The following is an 18,316-nucleotide window of genomic DNA, read 5'->3' as shown; positions in this document are numbered from 1 at the left end:
GCCCTTATCGCGAGCAAGCTCGCTCCCACACTGGATTTGCGGCGATCACAAACCCCTGTGGGAGCGAGCTTGCTCGCGATGAGGCCAGTACAAACGCTAGATCAACGTCTCAATGCGCAACGAATTGGTCGACCCCGGCTGCCCGAACGGCACGCCGGCTGTGATCAGTAGGGTGTCGCCGCGTTGGGCCATGCCCTGGGCCTGGGCGATTTCCAGGGCGGTGGAACACACTTCGTCCACCTGGCGCAGCCGATCGTTGACCACCGAATGCACGCCCCAGGCCACCGTCAGACGGCGGGCTGCTTGCAGGTTGGGCGTGAGGTTGAGGATCGGCACCGTCGGCCGCTCCCGCGCCGCCCGCAGGCTGGAGCTGCCCGATTCGCTGTAGTTCACCAGCACCGCTACCGGCAGTACGTTGCTGATACGCCGGATTGCGCAACTGATGGCGTCCGACGCCGTGGCTTCGGCCTTCGGCCGGCTGACATCCAACTGCGCCTGGTAATCCGGGCCGTTCTCCACCTGGCGGATGATCTTGCTCATCATCTGCACGGCTTCGAGGGGGTAATCGCCCGACGCGGTTTCCGCCGACAGCATCACTGCATCGGCCCCTTCAGCCACGGCGTTGGCCACGTCGGTGACTTCGGCTCGGGTGGGTGCGGGAGAAAAACGCATGGATTCGAGCATCTGCGTGGCCACCACCACCGGTTTACCAAGGGCGCGGCAGGTGCCGATGATGTTCTTCTGGATCTGCGGCACGCTTTCGGCCGGCACTTCGACACCCAAGTCACCCCGGGCAACCATGATCGCGTCGCTCAGTTCGGCGATCTCCCGAAGCTGGGTCACCGCCGACGGTTTCTCGATCTTGGCCATCAGGAATGCCTTGTCGCCAATCAACGCACGCGCCTCGCGGATGTCCTCGGGGCGCTGCACGAACGACAGCGCCACCCAGTCCACGCCCAGCTCCAGGCCAAAGCTCAAGTCGCGACGGTCCTTGGCGGTCAGCGGGCTCATGTCGAGCACGGCCTGGGGCACATTCACGCCTTTGCGGTCTGACAATTCGCCGCCGTTGAGCACTTGGGTGTCGATGGCATCGGCGTGTTTGGTGGTCACACGCAGGCGCAGCTTGCCGTCGTCCAGCAGCAGGTCCATGCCCGGCTCCAGGGCCGCGATGATCTGTGGGTGGGGCAGGTTGACCCGCTGTTCATCGCCGGGCGTGGCGTCCAGATCCAGGCGCAGGGCCTGGCCGCGTTGCAGCAGCACTTTGCCGTCGGCGAATGTACCCACGCGAAGTTTCGGGCCCTGCAAGTCCATCAGAATGCCCAGTGGGTAGTTGAGCTGCTGCTCGACGTCACGAATCCACTGGTAGCGCTGGGCGTGGTCGGCATGCTCGCCGTGGCTGAAGTTCAGGCGGAAAATATTCACGCCGGCTTGCACCAGTTCACGGATGTCATCGATCCCACGGGTTGCGGGGCCAAGGGTCGCGAGAATCTTGACCTTTTTATCAGGCGTCATGTTTGGGGTTCTCAAGAATCAGGATGGCGCGAAAGTCGTTGACGTTGGTGCGCGTCGGCTCGGTAACGATCAACGCCTCCAGCGCGGCGAAGTAGCCGTAGCCATTGTTATTGTCCAGCTCGTCGCTGGCGCTCAGGCCCAGTTCGGCGGCTCGGCGATAGCTGTCCGGGGTCATGATGGCGCCGGCGTTGTCTTCGGAACCGTCGATGCCGTCCGTGTCACCGGCCAGTGCGTAAATGCCGGGATGGCCCTTGAGGCTGTCGGTCAGGCTGAGCAGGAATTCTGCGTTGCGTCCGCCCCGGCCATTGCCGTGCACGGTGACTGTGGTTTCGCCGCCGGAGAGGATCACGCATGGCGCCGCCAGAGGCTGGCCGTGCAGGGCGATTTGCCGGGCGATACCGGCGTGGACTTTGGCCACTTCCCGGGATTCGCCTTCCAGGTCGCCGAGGATCAACGGGCTGAAACCGGCCTGGCGGGCTTTCACCGCCGCCGCTTCCAGTGATTGTTGGGGACGGGCGATCAATTGGAAGTGACTGCGGGCCAGGCGCGGGTCGCCGGGTTTGACGGTTTCCGATTCCGGGCTTTGCAACCAGTTGCGCACCGAGGCCGGTACTTCAATGTTGTAGCGCTTGAGGATCGCCAAGGCTTCGGCCGACGTACTGGGGTCGGCCACGGTGGGGCCGGAGGCGATGACCGTGGCGAGGTCGCCGGGCACATCGGAAATCGCGTAGGTGTAGACCGTCGCCGGCCAGCAGGCCTTGCCCAGGCGCCCGCCCTTGATTGCCGAGAGATGTTTGCGCACGCAATTCATCTCGCCGATGGTGGCACCGGACTTGAGCAAAGCCTTGTTGATCGATTGCTTGTCGGCCAGGGTGATGCCAGCTGCCGGCAGCGCCAGCAACGCCGAGCCGCCGCCGGACAGCAGGAAAATCACCCGGTCGTCTTCGTTGAGGTTGCTGACCAGCTCCAGCACCCGTTGGGCCACCGCCAGGCCCGCCGCATCAGGCACCGGGTGAGCGGCTTCCACTACTTCGATCTTCTGGCAAGGCGCGCCATGGCCGTAGCGGGTCACCACCAAACCGGTGACGTCGCCCTGCCAGCAGCGCTCGACCACCTGCGCCATCGCCGCGGCGGCCTTGCCGGCGCCGATGACGATCACCCGGCCGCTGCGATCGCTGGGCAGATACTGTTCAAGGACATGCTGCGGATGGGCCGCATCGATGGCTGTGGCAAACAGCTCACGCAGCAATTGTTGCGGATCGACCGACATGGCGGGCTCCCGATTTTTATTATTGGATGAAGCGACTCGATTCCCTGTGGGAGCGAGCCTGCTCGCGATGGCGTTAATCCAGTCACTTTATGTGTTGAATGTAAGACCGCTATCGCGAGCAGGCTCGCTCCCACAGGGGTTAGTGCAGGTTTACTTGTCGCGAATCGAGAAATTCGCCATGTGCTCCAACCCCTTGATCAACGCCGAGTGATCCCAGTTGCTGCCGCCGATGGCCGCGCAGGTGCTGAACACTTGCTGGGCGTTGGCGGTGTTGGGCAGGTTGATGTTCAGCTCCTTGGCGCCTTGCAGGGCCAGGTTCAGGTCCTTCTGGTGCAGGCTGATGCGGAAGCCCGGATCGAAGGTGCCCTTGATCATGCGCTCGCCGTGTACTTCCAGGATCTTCGAGGAGGCAAAACCGCCCATCAGCGCTTCGCGAACCTTGGCCGGATCGGCGCCGTTCTTCGCGGCGAACAGCAGGGCTTCGGCCACGGCCTGGATGTTCAGCGCGACGATGATCTGGTTCGCCACTTTCGCGGTCTGGCCGTCGCCGTTGCCACCTACCAGGGTGATGTTCTTGCCCATGGCCTGGAACAGCGGCAGGGCGCGCTCGAAAGCGCCGCTGTCGCCACCGACCATGATGCTCAGCGTGGCGGCCTTGGCGCCGACTTCACCACCGGAGACGGGGGCATCGAGGTATTGCGCGCCTTTTTCATTGATCCTGGCCGCGAACGCCTTGGTGGCGGTGGGGGAGATCGAGCTCATGTCGATGACCACCTTGCCCGTGCCCACGCCCGCCGCGACGCCATCGGCCCGAAACAGCACGTCATCGACCTGCGGGGTGTCCGGGACCATGACGATGATGAACTCGGCTTCCTGGGCGACTTCCTTCGGGTTGGCCAGCGCCACCGCGCCGCCGGCCAGCAGATCGGCGGGGGCCGGATCGTGGTGCTGGCTCAGGAACAGACTGTGCCCGGCCTTTTGCAGGTTCATTGCCATGGGATGGCCCATGATGCCGGTGCCGATGAATCCGATTTTAGCCATGAGAAAATCCTCTCTTATTTAGATGTCCCGGGTCTCTGTGGCGAGGGAGCTTGCTCCCGCTGGGTCGCGAAGCGGCCCCAGAAATCCATGTTGGGTGAAAAATCATGCGTCTGCTTCGCAGCCGAGCGGGAGCAAGCTCCCTCGCCACAAAGGCCGTATCGGGTCAAATCGCGTTATGGCTTTTCAGCCACCCCAGACCCGCTTCCGTGCTGGTCAGCGGCTTGTATTCGCAGCCGACCCAGCCCTGGTAACCGATGCGGTCCAAGTGTTCGAACAGGAAGCGGTAGTTGATCTCGCCGGTTCCCGGCTCGTTGCGTCCCGGGTTGTCCGCCAGTTGCACATGGTTGATCTGACCCAGGTGCGCCGACAGGGTCCGGGCCAGGTCGCCTTCCATGATTTGCATGTGGTAGATGTCGTATTGCAGGAACAGGTTGGCGCTGCCCACCTGCTCGCGGATCGACAGGGCCTGGGCGGTGTTGTTCAAGTAGAAACCGGGAATGTCGCGGGTGTTGATGGCTTCCATCACCAGCTTGATGCCTTTGGCCTGCAGCTTCTCGGCAGCGTATTTCAGGTTGGCGACGAAGGTTTTCTCCACCAGGGCCTTGTCGCAGTTCTGCGGACAAATGCCGGCCAGGCAGTTGACCTGGGTGTTGCCCAGCACCTGGGCATAAGCGATCGCCAGGTCAACGCCCGAGCGGAACTCTTCAACCCGGTCCGGAAGACAGGCAATGCCGCGCTCGCCCTTGGCCCAGTCGCCGGCCGGCAGGTTGAACAGCACCTGGGTCAGGCCATTGGCCTGGAGCAGCGCCTTGAGCTCGGCGGAGCTGTAGTCATAAGGGAACAGGTATTCGACACCGGTGAAACCGGCCTTGGCGGCCGCTTCGAAACGGGCGAGGAAATCCTGCTCGGTGAACAGCATGGACAGGTTGGCTGCAAAACGCGGCATGATGGTCTCCTATAAATAGTTGGCAGGCCCCCTGTGGGAGCGAGCTTGCTCGCGATAGCGGTGTGTCTGCTTGCATCCATGTTGAATGTAGCGCCGTCATCGCGAGCAAGCTCGCTCCCACAGGAGTGCGTCGGCATTCAATCGAGCAACGAAATCGCTGTCGGCGCATCGTTGCCCACCAGCGCCAGGTCTTCGAATTCGTTGACGGCGTTGATCTCGGTGCCCATGGAAATGTTGGTCACCCGTTCCAGGATGATCTCGACGATCACCGGCACCTTGAATTCTTCGATCAACTCCTGGGCCTTGCGCAGCGCCGGCTGGATGCCGGACGGTTCGAACACCCGCAGCGCCTTGCAACCCAGGCCCTCGGCCACGGCGACGTGGTCCACGCCATAACCGTTGAGTTCCGGGGCGTTGAGGTTGTCGAAGGACAGCTGCACGCAGTAGTCCATGTCGAACCCGCGCTGGGCCTGGCGGATCAACCCCAGGTAGGAGTTGTTCACCACTACGTGGATGTACGGCAGCTTGAACTGCGCGCCTACCGCCAGCTCTTCGATCATGAACTGGAAGTCATAGTCGCCCGACAGCGCCACGACCTTGCGGCTCGGGTCGGCCTTGACCACCCCCAGTGCCGCCGGAATGGTCCAGCCCAACGGGCCGGCCTGGCCGCAGTTGATCCAGTGGCGCGGTTTGTAGACGTGCAGGAACTGCGCCCCGGCGATCTGCGACAGCCCGATGGTGCTGACGTAGCAGGTGTCCTTGCCGAACACCTGGTTCATTTCTTCGTACACACGCTGGGGCTTGACCGGCACGTTGTCGAAGTGGGTCTTGCGCTGCAGGCTGGCCTTGCGCTGCTGGCAGTCCTGCAGCCAGGCGCTGCGGTTTTTCAGTTTGCCGGCGGCTTGCCATTCGCGGGCGACTTCGATGAACGCCGTCAGTGCCGAAGCGGCGTCGGACACAATGCCCAGGTCGGGGGTAAACACACGGCCGATCTGGGTCGGCTCGATGTCCACATGAATGAAGGTGCGGCCTTCGGTGTAGACATCCACCGAACCGGTGTGGCGGTTGGCCCAGCGGTTGCCGATACCCAGCACCACGTCCGATTTGAGCAGCGTCGCATTGCCATAGCGGTGGGAGGTTTGCAGGCCGACCATGCCGACCATCAGCGGGTGATCGTCAGGGATGGTGCCCCAGCCCATCAAGGTAGGGATGACTGGGATGCCGGTCAGTTCAGCGAACTCCACCAGCAGCTCGCTGGCATCGGCGTTGATGATCCCGCCGCCGGCCACCAGCAAGGGGCGCTCGGCCTGATCGAGCATGGCCAGGGCCTTTTCGATCTGCACGCGGTTGGCGGCGGGTTTGGCCAGGGGCAGCGGTTGGTAGGCGTCGATGTCGAATTCGATCTCGGCCATCTGCACGTCGAACGGCAGGTCGATCAACACCGGGCCCGGCCGGCCGGAGCGCATCTCAAAGAAGGCTTTCTGGAAAGCGTACGGCACCTGGCCCGGTTCCAGAACGGTGGTGGCCCACTTGGTCACCGGTTTGACGATGCTGGTGATATCCACAGCCTGGAAATCTTCCTTGTGCAGGCGGGCGCGGGGCGCTTGGCCGGTGATGCACAGGATCGGGATCGAGTCGGCCGAAGCGCTGTAGAGCCCCGTCACCATGTCGGTCCCCGCCGGTCCCGAGGTGCCGATGCACACGCCAATGTTACCGGCCTTGGTGCGGGTGTAGCCCTCGGCCATGTGGGAGGCGCCTTCAACGTGGCGAGCGAGGACATGATCGATGCCACCCACCTTTTGCAGGGCAGAGTACAGCGGGTTGATCGCGGCACCCGGGATGCCGAAGGCGGTGTCCACGCCTTCACGGCGCATCACCAGAACGGCGGCTTCGATTGCTCTCATTTTGCTCATGATTTTGTGCCTCTTACGTTTTGTAATTGTATACAAGTGGCTTTGCGTTGAGTGTATTCACGGCGGACGGCGCAGGTCAATCCATTTTCTCAAGCACCTGTTTCATTCGTCGGAAGGCCGTAAATGCTGTGGCTTTTCGTCGATAAGGTTACGTTGTTGGATTTATTGTATACAAAAAATATTATCATTGTGTTCTATTGTTTGCGTCTGGTTTTGCCAAAGGCATTGCCAGGAACGCTTCCCACAACAAAAAAAGGACAGCACCCATGAGCGCTTTAACCTTGAAAGTCGCCGTCAGCCTGACGGGGCAAGCCCTTGCCGCAGGCCGTGAAATCAGCGCTGCACCGCTGACCATTGCGGTCCTGGACAGCGGCGGCCATCTGATTGCCTTGCAACGCGAAGACGGTGCGAGCCTGCTTCGCCCTCAGATCGCCATCGGCAAGGCCTGGGGCGCCATCGCCCTGGGCAAAGGCTCGCGCCTGCTGGCCCAGGACGCCCAACAACGCCCGGCGTTCTTTGCCGCTTTGAATGGGTTGGGCCAAGGCAACGTCGTACCGGCCCCGGGTGGGGTGTTGATCAGGGATCAGGAGGGGAGGGTGCTGGGGGCGATTGGTGTCAGTGGGGATGTTTCGGATGTGGATGAGCAGGTGGCGATCAGGGCCGTGGAGGCGCTGCAGTTGAGGGCGGATGTCGGGGTGGTTGCTTGATTTTGTGGTGAATGGACTGGCGTCATCGCGAGCAAGCTCGCTCCCACAGGGGTTGATGTTGGACACATAATGTCTGAACACCGCAAACCCTGTGTGGGAGCGAGCTTGCTCGCGATGATGACCTCCCAGACACATCCAGCCAAGAGTCTGCCCGGTATTCAAAATCCACTGATCTAGCCTTTGATGACCTGATCATTGGAGAGGCGAAGGAATGCCTGATTTACCTGCTTCACATCGCTTGCGTACTGGCCGTTACGGTGAGTTGAATCGAATCTATTTATTGACCTCTAACACGGCTGAGCGAAAGCCGATTTTTCAGGATTTCGCTTTAGGCAGGTTGGTCGTTGAACAGTTTCGATGTGCCCAGGATGAGGGATGGGCGAAGTCACTGGCTTGGGTGGTCATGCCTGATCATTTCCATTGGTTGATTGAATTGCAGCAAAGCCCGTTGAATGAGTTGATGCAAAAAACCAAGTCCTTGAGTGCTCGGGCGGTGAACATATCCACAGGGCAGAGAGGTCGCCTTTGGCAACCGGGATACCATGACCGCGCACTGCGGCGGGAAGAAGAGTTGATCATAATGGCGCGCTATGTCGTCGCTAACCCGTTGCGGGCAGGTCTCGTGAAGCGGCTTGGCGATTATCCGCTGTGGGATGCCATTTGGCTTTGACTTGAAATCGAGCTGTCTTCAATCGCGAGCAAGCTCGCTCCCACAAGGGATTCAGGTTTGCTAGCAGAACCTATATTCACAACAAAACCTGTGGGAGCGAGCTTGCTCGCGATAAAGGCAACTCGATCTATCAGCCTGGCTCACACCCCTTCAACACCAACCGAATAATCGTCTGCGCCGCCGCTTCGTAATCCGCCTCATCCAGCTTCGCCTTGCCGGTCACGGCGCTGATCTGCCAGTCGAAATCGGCATAGGTCTGGGTGGCGGCCCAGATGCTGAACATCAGGTGGTTGGGGTCGATGGGGGCGATCTGGCCGCGGTCGATCCAGGTCTGGATGCAGTCGATGTTGTGCCGGGCCTGGGCGTTGAGTTGTTCCACCAGGTCGGCACTCAGGTGTGGGGCGCCGTGCATGATTTCGCTGGCGAAGACTTTTGAGGCGAAGGGCAGGTCGCGGGAGATGCGGATCTTGGAGCGGATGTAGTGGCTCAGCACTTCGCCGGGCACGCCGTCCGCGTTGAACGGGGTCGAGGCCTGGAGGATTGGCTCGATGATACTTTCCAGCACCTCGCGGTAGAGGTTTTCCTTGGATTTGAAATAGTAGTAGACGTTGGGTTTTGGCAGGCCCGCCTTGGCCGCGATATCGCTGGTTTTGGTCGCCGCGAAGCCCTTGTCGGCAAACTCTTCGCTGGCGGCACGCAGGATCAGTTCTTTGTTGCGCTCGCGGATAGTGCTCATAAACCCAGGGGTTCCTTGCCTGTTCTGGCGGTTGCGCATGGTAGCACCGGCCTCGCGAAGCGCTCAAGAATGCCCCGCGGCCACGTCGGGCGCGCTATGCTGCGCAGCATTATTGTTCAAGGAGTTCCTCCATGGCCGGAAGCAGTTTGCTGTTACTGATCGACGATATCGCCACAGTGCTCGACGATGTTGCATTGATGACCAAGATGGCCGCCAAGAAAACCGCCGGCGTGCTCGGCGATGACCTGGCGCTCAATGCCCAGCAGGTGTCAGGCGTGCGTGCCGAGCGGGAAATACCGGTGGTCTGGGCGGTGGCCAAGGGGTCGTTCATCAACAAACTGATCCTGGTGCCGTCGGCGTTGGCCATCAGCGCTTTCGTGCCCTGGCTGGTGACGCCACTGCTGATGGTGGGGGGCGCCTACCTGTGCTTCGAAGGGTTCGAGAAACTGGCCCACAAGTTCCTTCACAGCAAGGCGCAAGACCAGGCCGAGCATGCGCAACTGGTCGAGGCCGTGGCCAATCCGGCGGTCGATCTGGTGGCCTTCGAAAAGGACAAGATCAAAGGTGCGATACGCACCGACTTCATCCTCTCGGCGGAAATCATCGCCATCACCCTCGGCACCGTCGCTGATGCACCGCTGACCCAGCAGGTGATCGTGCTGTCGGGTATCGCCATCGTCATGACCGTCGGCGTCTATGGTTTGGTGGCCGGGATCGTCAAGCTCGATGACCTGGGGTTGTGGCTGACGCAGAAGCCGGGGCAATGGGCCAAGAGCGTCGGTGGCGCCATCCTGCGCGCCGCGCCCTACATGATGAAAGGCCTGTCGGTGATCGGCACGGCGGCGATGTTCCTGGTGGGCGGCGGCATCCTGACCCATGGCGTGCCGGTGGTGCATCACTGGATCGAAGGTGTGACGGCCAGTGCTGGCGGCGCCGGGTTCATTGTGCCGTTGCTGCTTAATGCGGTGGCCGGGATTGTGGCGGGGGCGCTGGTGTTGGCGGGAGTGATGGTGGTGGGCAAGGTCTGGAAAGCGCTGAAAAGCTGAATCTGACAACAGATGACAACTGTGGGAGCGAGCCTGCTCGCGATAGCGGTCTACCAGCCAACATAAATGTTGAATGGCAGGCCCTCATCGCGAGCAGGCTCGCTCCCACAGTGGGTTTTGGGGTGGCCGGGAGTTACTCGGCAATCTGCAACTTGCGCGACTCGGTATACACGTAACGCACCTTCTCATATTCGAATGGCGAGTTCAGTTGGCCATAGCGGAAGCTGGTCTGGTGGCGCTTGTCCACGGCGCGCAGGAGCAGCAGTTCCGGGTGGTTGCCGCTGACTTCTGAAACGTTGAGGAAGTTGATCGCCGATTCAGCCGTGTAGTCCACCAGCAATCCCGAGGTATCGCGAAGGTTCGAAGGGCCGAAGATCGGCAGTACGAAATACGCGCCGCCGGGCACGCCATAGAAGCCCAGGGTCTGACCGAAGTCTTCGCTCTGGCGCGGCAAGCCCATGGCGGTGGCCGGGTCCCACAGGCCGGCGATGCCGACGGTGGTGTTGAGCAGCAGGCGTGCCGTGGTTTCCATCGAACGCTTGCCCTTGAATTGCAGCAGGCTGTTCATCAGGTTCGGCACGTCTCCCAGGTTATTGAAGAAGTTGCTCACCCCGGTGCGCAGGAAGCCTGGCGTGATGTAACGGTAACCATCGACGACTGGCAGGAAGACCCACTGATCGAATCGATAATTGAAGTGGTAAACGCGGCGGTTCCAGGACTCCAGCGGGTCATAGACGTTCAGGGCGTTGAGGGTCGAGCGTTCGAACTCGCGCTGGTCCAGCCCGGGGTTGAACTTGAGCTTGCTCAACGGTTCCTTGAAACCGTCGGAGTCCACCACCACAGGCGCGTTGGCCTTGCTGTTATCGGCGTGGACCATGCCAGCACTCATTAACGCGGCGATAAGCAGGAGATATTTAGCCACGGAAGAACTCCAGCATGGCGTCGCTGTTGACGCGGTAGTTTAGGTTGCCGCAGTGGCCGCCCAATGGGTAAACCGTCAGGCGGTCGCCAAAGGTCTTGCGCAGGAAGCCCAGATCGCCCGGGCCGAGGATGACGTCGTCGGCGTTGTGCATGACGGCAATCTTCGGACTGTCGTGCAGGTAATCCTTGAGCGCATAAAGGCTGACCTGATCGATCAGTTGCAACAGGCTGCCGCCGTCGGTGCGCGCGCGCCACATCGGAATCACCTGCTCGGTGAGATAGCAGTCGAAATCGCATTGCAACGCGCGCTTGAGGAACGGCGTCAGGCTGGTGCTTTCGGTAATCGGGAATTTGGGCGGGATGATCAGGCCGCGACGGTTGATCAGGTCCGAGGTGAATGCAATGTCGGCCGCCGAGAAGCGGAACGAAGTGCCGATCAGCATCGCCATCTGCTCGTTGGTCAGGTGCTGCTTGGACTGCTGGAAATCATAGAGCAGGGCATCGTTGAGATCGATGTAGCCTTTTTGCTGGAAATAACGAGTCAGCTTGTTGAGCACCAATTCATAAAAAGTGGTGGTGTTGTTGATGCCCTTGACCTCGGTCTGGACCAGTTTGTCCAGGTTGGTGATCGAGGTGTAGAGGTTGACCGGCGGGTTGAGCAGCAGCACTTTCTTGAAGTTGAAGCTGCGTCGGGTTTCGTCCAGATGGGCGACGAAGGCCGCGTCCAGGGCGCCGAGGCTGTAGCCGGTGAGGTAATACTCGGTCACGGGCAACTTGGGGTTCTGCGCGCGCACGGCCTGCATCACCCGGTACATGTCTTCGGCGTCTTCCTTGGTGATGCCGGGTGTGGCGAAGCGCGAAGCGGCACTCATGAAGTCAAAGCTGGTGGGCGACGACAGCTGCACCACGTGGTAACCGGCCTTGTAATAGAGGCGCTTGAGGTATTCGTTGAGGCTGCTGTCGTATCGTGCGCCGGTGCCAGCGATCAGGAAGATCAGCGGCGCGGGCTTGTCCTGGGTCGCCATGCGGTAGGTGAGGCTTTTCACCGGCCAGAAATTGTCTGGCAGGATGAACTCGCGTTCCGGGCGCAGGGTCAGGCTGTGGTCCGCCTGGTCGATATCTTCGATCAAGGGCAGTTCCGGGCGCAGGTCCGGTGGCGTAGTGGCGATGGTCGCCTCGAACGGGTTGGTCAAGGGGTAGCCATAGCTGGCGGCATCGATGTCCACCGCCAGCGCGGACGCACTCAGAATAAGGCCGCCGGCGAAGGCAGCGAAGCGCAAGGAATGGAGCATGACTGGATCCCTTAAAGGAAGATGCCGATTGAAGTTCGCAGGCTATGACCGCCGAAGTGAAGCCAAGTGCCATGATTGGCACAAAACAGGTACAAACGGGGCGCAATAGTAGCGCGAAGATACACGTTCACGCGTGGTAGCGGCTAGTTATCTGGCGGTTTGCCGAAGTCTGGCGTGACCGCCAGGACGGCATTTTTGTTGGCCCGAATGGCGCAGGCAGGTAGCTGGCGTTCTGATGTCGTTTCTCGTTGCTTCAACGTCGCAGGCAGAGCAGGTTCCAGATCGGCGCAGGTTGATGATCAACGAGTCAGTACTCCACTGACGTTCGAACCGGTTTTGCAGGCGAGCGTGATGGGGGCGCTGTGCACCATAACAATACGTTGACGCCGCTCGGCATCCGTCGGGCGCAGCACTTTCGGGGAAGTAACGATGAGAATGCGACGACTCTTGGGCGCAGGTGCCGCACTGGTACTGGCGATCAGCTCCACACTGGCCAGCGCCGAAACCAAAACCCTGAGCATCGGCTATGTCGATGGCTGGTCCGACAGCGTCGCGACCACCCATGTGGCGGCCGAAGTCATCAAGCAGAAACTGGGCTATGACGTGAAGCTGCAAGCGGTTGCGACCGGGATCATGTGGCAAGGCGTAGCCACTGGCAAACTCGACGCGATGCTCTCGGCCTGGCTGCCGGTGACCCATGGCGACTACTGGACCAAGAACAAGGATCAGGTGGTCGACTACGGTCCGAACTTCAAGGATGCAAAAATCGGCCTGATCGTGCCGGAGTACGTCAAGGCCCAGTCCGTGGCCGACCTCAAGACCGATGACAGCTTCAAGAACCGCATTGTCGGTATCGACGCTGGTTCAGGTGTCATGATCAAGACCGAGCAGGCCATCAAGGATTACGACCTGACCGGGTATCAACTCAAGGCCAGTTCCGGCGCCGGCATGATTGCCGAGCTGACCCGTGCCGAGAAGAAAAAAGAATCCATCGCCGTCACCGGTTGGGTGCCGCACTGGATGTTCGCCAAGTGGAAACTGCGCTTCCTGGAAGACCCGAAAGGCGTTTACGGCGCGGCTGAAACCGTGAACAGCATCGGCAGCAAGGAGCTGGACACCAAGGCGCCGGAAGTGGTCGCGTTCCTGAAGAAGTTCCAGTGGAACTCGAAAGACGAAATCGGTGAGGTCATGCTGGCGATTCAGGAGGGCGCCAAGCCGGACGCCGCTGCCAAGGATTGGGTTGCCAAACACCCGGATCGCGTGGCGGAGTGGATCAAGTAATCGACTTGGTCTGACTGTTCCGAAAGCCGCATGACTGTCTGTCATGCGGTTTTTTTGTGCCCGAAATTCCTGGATTCCCCACAATCCCCTTGTGGGAGCGAGCTTGCTCGCGATAGCGGTACATCTGCTTGCATCCTTGTTGAATGTAGCGCCTCCATCGCGAGCAAGCTCGCTCCCACAGGAGGGCAATTGTGAAAGTGTGCGGGAAACCGGCAGCACCGTCATGTCGTTCTAATACTAAGGTCGTCTGGAACCTGGCCTTCAGCCGCATAGAGTAGAGCTGTTCCAATTAAATCTGTGCTGCGAGGATAAAAACAATGAACGACAGCATTTACCTCTCGATTCAAAACAGCCCGCGCTTCAAGGAGCTGGTGAGAAAAAGAGAAAAGTTCGCCTGGATTCTCTCGGCGATCATGCTTGGGTTGTATTCAGGCTTCATTCTTCTGATCGCCTACGGGCCGCATGTTCTCGGGGCCAAGATTTCGCCCGAGTCCACCATTACCTGGGGTATCCCCATAGGTGTCGGCCTGATCGTCTCGGCCTTCATCCTGACCGGTATCTACGTGCGACGCGCCAACGGTGAGTTCGACGATCTGAACAATGCGATTCTCAAGGAGGCTCAGCAATGATCCGGCGTCTAATGGCTCTGTTGAGCATCGCAGCTTTCGCACCGGGGGCCTGGGCGGCTGAAGCCCTGACCGGTGCCGTGCAGAAACAACCGCTTAACGTTTCGGCCATTGTCATGTTCGTGGCTTTCGTTGGCGCGACCTTGTGCATTACCTACTGGGCGTCCAAGCGCAACAACTCGGCAGCCGACTACTATGCGGCGGGCGGGCGGATCACCGGTTTCCAGAACGGCCTGGCGATTGCCGGTGACTACATGTCGGCGGCGTCCTTCCTGGGGATTTCCGCGCTGGTGTTCACGTCTGGCTACGACGGTCTGATCTACTCCATCGGCTTTTTGGTCGGCTGGCCGATCATTCTGTTCCTGATCGCCGAGCGCCTGCGTAACCTGGGTAAATACACCTTTGCCGACGTGGCGTCCTACCGCCTGGGGCAAACCCAGATCCGCACCTTGTCTGCCAGCGGCTCGCTGGTCGTGGTGGCGTTCTACCTGATCGCGCAGATGGTGGGTGCCGGTAAGCTGATCCAGCTGCTGTTCGGCCTGGATTATCACGTTGCGGTGATTCTGGTCGGTATCCTGATGTGCCTCTACGTGCTGTTCGGCGGCATGCTGGCCACTACCTGGGTACAGATCATCAAGGCGGTGCTGTTGCTGTCGGGCGCTTCGTTCATGGCGCTGATGGTCATGAAGCACGTCAACTTCGACTTCAACATGCTGTTCTCCGAGGCGGTCAAGGTTCACGCCAAGGGTGAAGCGATCATGAGCCCTGGTGGCCTGGTCAAGGATCCGATCTCGGCGTTCTCCCTGGGTCTGGCGCTGATGTTCGGTACCGCTGGCCTGCCGCACATTCTGATGCGCTTCTTCACCGTGAGTGACGCCAAGGAAGCTCGCAAGAGCGTGCTGTACGCCACTGGCTTCATCGGTTACTTCTACATCCTGACCTTCATCATCGGCTTCGGCGCGATCCTGCTGGTCAGCACCAACCCGGCCTTCAAGGACGCGGCAGGTGCCTTGCTGGGTGGCAACAACATGGCGGCGGTGCACCTGGCTGACGCGGTGGGTGGCAGCATCTTCCTGGGCTTCATCTCGGCCGTAGCCTTTGCCACCATCCTGGCGGTAGTGGCGGGTCTGACCCTGGCCGGTGCCTCGGCGGTGTCCCATGACCTGTATGCCAGTGTCGTCAAGAAAGGCAAAGCCAACGAGAAGGATGAGATCCGCGTGTCGAAGATCACCACCATCGCCCTGGCGGTGCTGGCGATCGGCCTGGGCATCCTGTTCGAGAAGCAGAACATCGCGTTCATGGTGGGCCTGGCGTTCTCCATCGCGGCAAGCTGCAACTTCCCGGTACTGCTGCTCTCGATGTACTGGAAGAAACTGACCACCCGTGGCGCCATGATCGGCGGCTGGCTGGGCCTGGTCAGTGCGGTGGGCCTGATGGTGCTCGGTCCGACCATCTGGGTGCAGATCCTGGGGCACGAGAAGGCGATCTTCCCGTATGAATACCCTGCGCTGTTCTCGATGGCCATTGCCTTCGTCGGCATCTGGTTCTTCTCCGTCACCGACAAGTCGGCTGAAGGCGTGAACGAGCGTGCACTGTTCTTCCCGCAGTTTGTGCGTTCGCAGACTGGCCTGGGGGCGAGTGGGGCGGTTAACCATTGATGTAGCGAGAAGTGCTTGAAGAAATACCCCGGTCGAGAGGCTGGGGTATTTTTTTGTGCCGGGTTTAAGGATGGCAGGGCTGCCGTCATCGCGAGCAAGCTCGCTCCCACAGGGGATTTTCAGTGAGTACAGGTTCTGTGTTCACAACAGGTCAACTGTGGGAGCGAGCTTGCTCGCGATGACGTCGGACCGGTCAATGCCGCTTCTGGATCAGATGAAAAGAGGCACAAACAAAACAGCCCCTGCTCTTATATAAGAAGCAGGGGCTGTTTCGGTGCAGCTCAAGACCTCATTGCAAGGCAGGTCTTACTTGCGGTCTTCCAGCTGGGTGATGTCACGCGACTCGTAGCCGGTGTACAACTGGCGCGGGCGGCCGATCTTGTACGGGCTGGAGAGCATTTCCTTCCAGTGGGAGATCCAGCCCACGGTCCGCGCCAGGGCGAAGATCACGGTGAACATGCTGGTTGGAATGCCGATCGCCTTGAGGATGATCCCCGAGTAGAAGTCGACGTTCGGGTACAGCGAGCGTTCGATGAAGTACGGGTCGGTCAGGGCGATCTCTTCCAGGCGCATGGCCAGTTCGAGTTGCGGATCGTTCTTGATCCCCAGTTCCTTGAGCACTTCGTCGCAGGTCTGCTTCATGACGGTGGCGCGCGGGTCGCGGTTCTTGTAGACCCGGTGACCGAAGCCCATCAGCTTGAATGGATCGTTCTTGTCCTTGGCCTTGGCGATGAACTTGTCGATGTTCGAGACATCGCCGATTTCATCGAGCATGGTCAATACCGCTTCGTTGGCACCGCCGTGGGCCGGGCCCCAGAGTGCGGCGATACCGGCGGCGATACAGGCGAACGGGTTGGCACCCGAGGAGCCGGCCAGGCGCACGGTGGACGTGGAGGCGTTCTGCTCGTGGTCGGCGTGGAGGATGAAGATCCGGTCCATGGCCTTGGCGAGCACCGGGCTGATCGGTTTGATCTCGCACGGGGTGTTGAACATCATATGCAGGAAGTTTTCTGCATAAGTCAGGTCGTTGCGCGGGTACATCATGGGCTGGCCCATGGAGTACTTGTAGACCATGGCTGCCAGGGTTGGCATCTTGGCCACCAGGCGGATCGCGGAGATTTCGCGATGCTGGGGGTTATTGATGTCCAGGGAGTCGTGGTAGAAGGCCGAGAGGGCGCCGACAACGCCGCACATGACGGCCATCGGGTGGGCATCGCGACGGAAGCCGTTGAAGAAGGTCTTCAACTGTTCGTGAACCATGGTGTGGTTCTTCACGGTGCTGACGAACTGGGCCTTTTGCTCTGCGGTTGGCAGCTCGCCGTTGAGCAGCAGGTAGCAGGTTTCCAGGTAGTCCGACTTTTCAGCCAGTTGTTCGATCGGGTAGCCGCGGTGCAGCAGGATGCCGTTGTCGCCGTCGATATAGGTGATTTTCGACTCGCACGAAGCGGTCGACATGAAACCCGGGTCAAAGGTGAAACGGCCCGTGGCCGTCAGGCCCCGTACGTCGATTACATCGGGACCAACGGTGCCGGTTAAAATGGGCAGCTCGACGGGGGCTGCGCCCTCGATGATCAACTGCGCTTTTTTGTCAGCCATGTGGCCTCCTATTAATGCTTGGAATCATCAGACAGACCCCCCACGCAGGGCCCGCACCACTATAGTGAGATAAATTCGAATGTCAATTTGCCTAAAGTCTTGCTCCAGAAGGCTTTAACCGGACTTTTTCCGCGAAATTGCCTGCCGTTTACGCCTTTTGCTTCATATGTGCAATGCGCTATTAGGGGAAGGTGAACGCGTTGTCATTAGTAGCCTAACTGTCTATACTCGGCCACCGACCGCCAGGGGCTTTTGGGCCTGCTTTCTTGGGGGTCGTCACTCCCTGGGTGGTGAGTACCTGACCAGTGCGCGCCCCAACAACTTTGCCCTGATTGTTAGGGGCTCTTCAGTGTGAAAAAAAGCCGTGAAAAGCCAACGACCTGTAAACCTAGACCTAAGGACCATCAAACTCCCAGTCACTGCTTACACGTCCATTCTTCACCGTATCTCCGGTGTCATTCTCTTCGTCAGCCTGGCCATCATGCTTTATGCATTGGACAAGTCGCTCGACTCGGAAGAAGGCTTCGGTCAGGTGAAAGCGTGTCTGACCAGTCCGCTAGCCAAGCTAGTGATTTGGGGCATCCTGTCCGCCTTGCTGTATCACCTGGTTGCCGGTGTGCGCCACTTGATCATGGACATGGGCATCGGTGAGACGCTGGAAGGCGGCAAGCTGGGCTCGAAAATCGTTATCGCCGTTTCCGTGGTGGTAATCGTTCTGGCAGGAGTCTGGATATGGTAACCAACGTCACGAACCTTTCCCGTTCGGGCCTCTATGACTGGATGGCGCAGCGTGTGTCTGCGGTCGTTCTCGCGGCTTACTTCATTTTCCTGATCGGATATGTCGTAGCAAACCCTGGCCTTGGCTATGCCCAATGGCACGAACTGTTCGCAAACAACTGGATGCGTATCTTCAGTCTGCTGGCGCTTGTCGCACTGGGCGCTCACGCCTGGGTCGGCATGTGGACCATCGCGACCGACTACCTGACGCCGATGGCGTTCGGCAAGTCGGCGACTGCCGTACGTTTCCTCTTCCAGGCAGTATGCGGCGTCGCGATGTTTGCGTACTTCGTCTGGGGTGTGCAGATTCTTTGGGGTATCTGA

At 60.1% G+C, this 18,316-nt stretch carries 17 protein-coding genes; 8 read left to right on the top strand and 9 right to left on the bottom strand.

Going from position 1 to position 18,316, the window contains the following annotated elements:
* Positions 1-96 precede the first annotated feature (96 nt).
* The 5 genes from pyk to gcl form a co-directional block, all read right to left on the bottom strand.
* Positions 97-1,512: a pyruvate kinase gene (gene pyk, locus GKKCFE_RS18170; RefSeq protein WP_047229610.1), complete on the bottom strand. Its 1,416-nt coding sequence runs from the start codon at positions 1,510-1,512 to the stop codon at positions 97-99.
* Positions 1,502-2,782, bottom strand: coding sequence for a glycerate kinase type-2 family protein (locus tag GKKCFE_RS18165; RefSeq protein ID WP_047229609.1), 1,281 nt, complete (start codon positions 2,780-2,782; stop codon positions 1,502-1,504). Before GKKCFE_RS18165 ends, pyk begins: the two co-directional genes overlap by 11 nt.
* 150 nt (positions 2,783-2,932) lie before the next feature.
* Positions 2,933-3,823, bottom strand: a complete 891-nt coding sequence (locus GKKCFE_RS18160; RefSeq protein ID WP_047229608.1) for a 2-hydroxy-3-oxopropionate reductase — start codon at positions 3,821-3,823, stop codon at positions 2,933-2,935.
* A gap of 163 nt (positions 3,824-3,986) precedes the next feature.
* Entirely contained in the window at positions 3,987-4,769 is a 783-nt protein-coding gene (hyi, locus tag GKKCFE_RS18155; RefSeq protein ID WP_316912058.1) for a hydroxypyruvate isomerase, read from the bottom strand.
* 137 nt (positions 4,770-4,906) lie between these two features.
* Positions 4,907-6,682 (bottom strand): glyoxylate carboligase, encoded by a 1,776-nt coding sequence (gene gcl / locus GKKCFE_RS18150; RefSeq protein WP_047229606.1) that lies wholly within the window; start codon positions 6,680-6,682, stop codon positions 4,907-4,909.
* Between the two features lie 266 nt (positions 6,683-6,948).
* Here gcl and GKKCFE_RS18145 point away from each other — a divergent pair, with 266 nt between their 5' ends.
* On the top strand, positions 6,949-7,389 hold the full coding sequence (locus tag GKKCFE_RS18145; RefSeq protein ID WP_139049429.1) for a GlcG/HbpS family heme-binding protein: 441 nt from the start codon (positions 6,949-6,951) through the stop codon (positions 7,387-7,389).
* A gap of 211 nt (positions 7,390-7,600) precedes the next feature.
* Positions 7,601-8,059: an REP-associated tyrosine transposase gene (locus GKKCFE_RS18140; protein ID WP_139049430.1), complete on the top strand. Its 459-nt coding sequence runs from the start codon at positions 7,601-7,603 to the stop codon at positions 8,057-8,059.
* Positions 8,060-8,189: 130 nt separating this feature from the next.
* On the opposite strand, the gene GKKCFE_RS18135 is transcribed toward GKKCFE_RS18140, so the two are convergent.
* A complete protein-coding gene (locus GKKCFE_RS18135; RefSeq protein ID WP_188252411.1) occupies positions 8,190-8,795 on the bottom strand; it encodes a TetR/AcrR family transcriptional regulator in 606 nt (201 codons plus the stop codon).
* A gap of 131 nt (positions 8,796-8,926) precedes the next feature.
* On the opposite strand from GKKCFE_RS18135, the gene GKKCFE_RS18130 reads away from it, so the two are divergent.
* Entirely contained in the window at positions 8,927-9,841 is a 915-nt protein-coding gene (locus GKKCFE_RS18130) for a DUF808 domain-containing protein (protein ID WP_076383808.1), read from the top strand.
* 133 nt (positions 9,842-9,974) lie between these two features.
* Here GKKCFE_RS18130 and GKKCFE_RS18125 read toward each other — a convergent pair whose 3' ends face one another.
* Both GKKCFE_RS18125 and GKKCFE_RS18120 read right to left on the bottom strand, forming a co-directional pair.
* Entirely contained in the window at positions 9,975-10,763 is a 789-nt protein-coding gene (locus tag GKKCFE_RS18125) for an MlaA family lipoprotein (protein WP_076383809.1), read from the bottom strand.
* Positions 10,756-12,054 (bottom strand): serine/threonine protein kinase, encoded by a 1,299-nt coding sequence (locus GKKCFE_RS18120; RefSeq protein ID WP_188252412.1) that lies wholly within the window; start codon positions 12,052-12,054, stop codon positions 10,756-10,758. Before GKKCFE_RS18120 ends, GKKCFE_RS18125 begins: the two co-directional genes overlap by 8 nt.
* 429 nt (positions 12,055-12,483) lie before the next feature.
* On the opposite strand from GKKCFE_RS18120, the gene GKKCFE_RS18115 reads away from it, so the two are divergent.
* The 3 genes from GKKCFE_RS18115 (at position 12,484) to GKKCFE_RS18105 (ending at position 15,619) form a co-directional block, all read left to right on the top strand.
* Positions 12,484-13,335, top strand: a complete 852-nt coding sequence (locus GKKCFE_RS18115) for a glycine betaine ABC transporter substrate-binding protein (protein ID WP_047229600.1) — start codon at positions 12,484-12,486, stop codon at positions 13,333-13,335.
* Between the two features lie 317 nt (positions 13,336-13,652).
* Positions 13,653-13,964, top strand: coding sequence for a DUF485 domain-containing protein (locus GKKCFE_RS18110; RefSeq protein ID WP_047229599.1), 312 nt, complete (start codon positions 13,653-13,655; stop codon positions 13,962-13,964).
* A complete protein-coding gene (locus GKKCFE_RS18105; protein WP_047229598.1) occupies positions 13,961-15,619 on the top strand; it encodes a cation acetate symporter in 1,659 nt (552 codons plus the stop codon). The genes GKKCFE_RS18110 and GKKCFE_RS18105 overlap by 4 nt, the downstream gene beginning before the upstream one ends.
* Before the next feature lie 306 nt (positions 15,620-15,925).
* Here GKKCFE_RS18105 and gltA read toward each other — a convergent pair whose 3' ends face one another.
* Positions 15,926-17,215, bottom strand: coding sequence for a citrate synthase (gene gltA, locus GKKCFE_RS18100; RefSeq protein ID WP_003204440.1), 1,290 nt, complete (start codon positions 17,213-17,215; stop codon positions 15,926-15,928).
* Positions 17,216-17,579: 364 nt separating this feature from the next.
* Here gltA and sdhC point away from each other — a divergent pair, with 364 nt between their 5' ends.
* Both sdhC and sdhD read left to right on the top strand, forming a co-directional pair.
* Positions 17,580-17,954 carry a succinate dehydrogenase, cytochrome b556 subunit gene (gene sdhC, locus GKKCFE_RS18095; protein WP_024780620.1) on the top strand — a complete coding sequence of 125 codons (375 nt, stop codon included), beginning with the start codon at positions 17,580-17,582 and terminating at the stop codon, positions 17,952-17,954.
* Entirely contained in the window at positions 17,948-18,316 is a 369-nt protein-coding gene (gene sdhD, locus GKKCFE_RS18090) for a succinate dehydrogenase, hydrophobic membrane anchor protein (RefSeq protein ID WP_003204438.1), read from the top strand. The genes sdhC and sdhD overlap by 7 nt, the downstream gene beginning before the upstream one ends.

It is taken from the genome of Pseudomonas sp. E141 (assembly GCF_052659885.1).
This window is presented reverse-complemented; position numbering and strand designations above follow the sequence as displayed.

Excerpts from the sequence above, each read along its gene's own strand:
- pyk (WP_047229610.1), bottom strand. The coding sequence starts at position 1,512 with ATGACGCCTGATAAAAAGGTCAAGATTCTCGCGACCCTTGGCCCCGCA.
- GKKCFE_RS18165 (WP_047229609.1), bottom strand. The coding sequence starts at position 2,782 with ATGTCGGTCGATCCGCAACAATTGCTGCGTGAGCTGTTTGCCACAGCC.
- GKKCFE_RS18160 (WP_047229608.1), bottom strand. The coding sequence starts at position 3,823 with ATGGCTAAAATCGGATTCATCGGCACCGGCATCATGGGCCATCCCATG.
- hyi (WP_316912058.1), bottom strand. The coding sequence starts at position 4,769 with ATGCCGCGTTTTGCAGCCAACCTGTCCATGCTGTTCACCGAGCAGGAT.
- gcl (WP_047229606.1), bottom strand. The coding sequence starts at position 6,682 with ATGAGCAAAATGAGAGCAATCGAAGCCGCCGTTCTGGTGATGCGCCGT.
- GKKCFE_RS18145 (WP_139049429.1), top strand. The coding sequence starts at position 6,949 with ATGAGCGCTTTAACCTTGAAAGTCGCCGTCAGCCTGACGGGGCAAGCC.
- GKKCFE_RS18140 (WP_139049430.1), top strand. The coding sequence starts at position 7,601 with ATGCCTGATTTACCTGCTTCACATCGCTTGCGTACTGGCCGTTACGGT.
- GKKCFE_RS18135 (WP_188252411.1), bottom strand. The coding sequence starts at position 8,795 with ATGAGCACTATCCGCGAGCGCAACAAAGAACTGATCCTGCGTGCCGCC.
- GKKCFE_RS18130 (WP_076383808.1), top strand. The coding sequence starts at position 8,927 with ATGGCCGGAAGCAGTTTGCTGTTACTGATCGACGATATCGCCACAGTG.
- GKKCFE_RS18120 (WP_188252412.1), bottom strand. The coding sequence starts at position 12,054 with ATGCTCCATTCCTTGCGCTTCGCTGCCTTCGCCGGCGGCCTTATTCTG.
- GKKCFE_RS18115 (WP_047229600.1), top strand. The coding sequence starts at position 12,484 with ATGAGAATGCGACGACTCTTGGGCGCAGGTGCCGCACTGGTACTGGCG.
- GKKCFE_RS18110 (WP_047229599.1), top strand. The coding sequence starts at position 13,653 with ATGAACGACAGCATTTACCTCTCGATTCAAAACAGCCCGCGCTTCAAG.
- GKKCFE_RS18105 (WP_047229598.1), top strand. The coding sequence starts at position 13,961 with ATGATCCGGCGTCTAATGGCTCTGTTGAGCATCGCAGCTTTCGCACCG.
- gltA (WP_003204440.1), bottom strand. The coding sequence starts at position 17,215 with ATGGCTGACAAAAAAGCGCAGTTGATCATCGAGGGCGCAGCCCCCGTC.
- sdhD (WP_003204438.1), top strand. The coding sequence starts at position 17,948 with ATGGTAACCAACGTCACGAACCTTTCCCGTTCGGGCCTCTATGACTGG.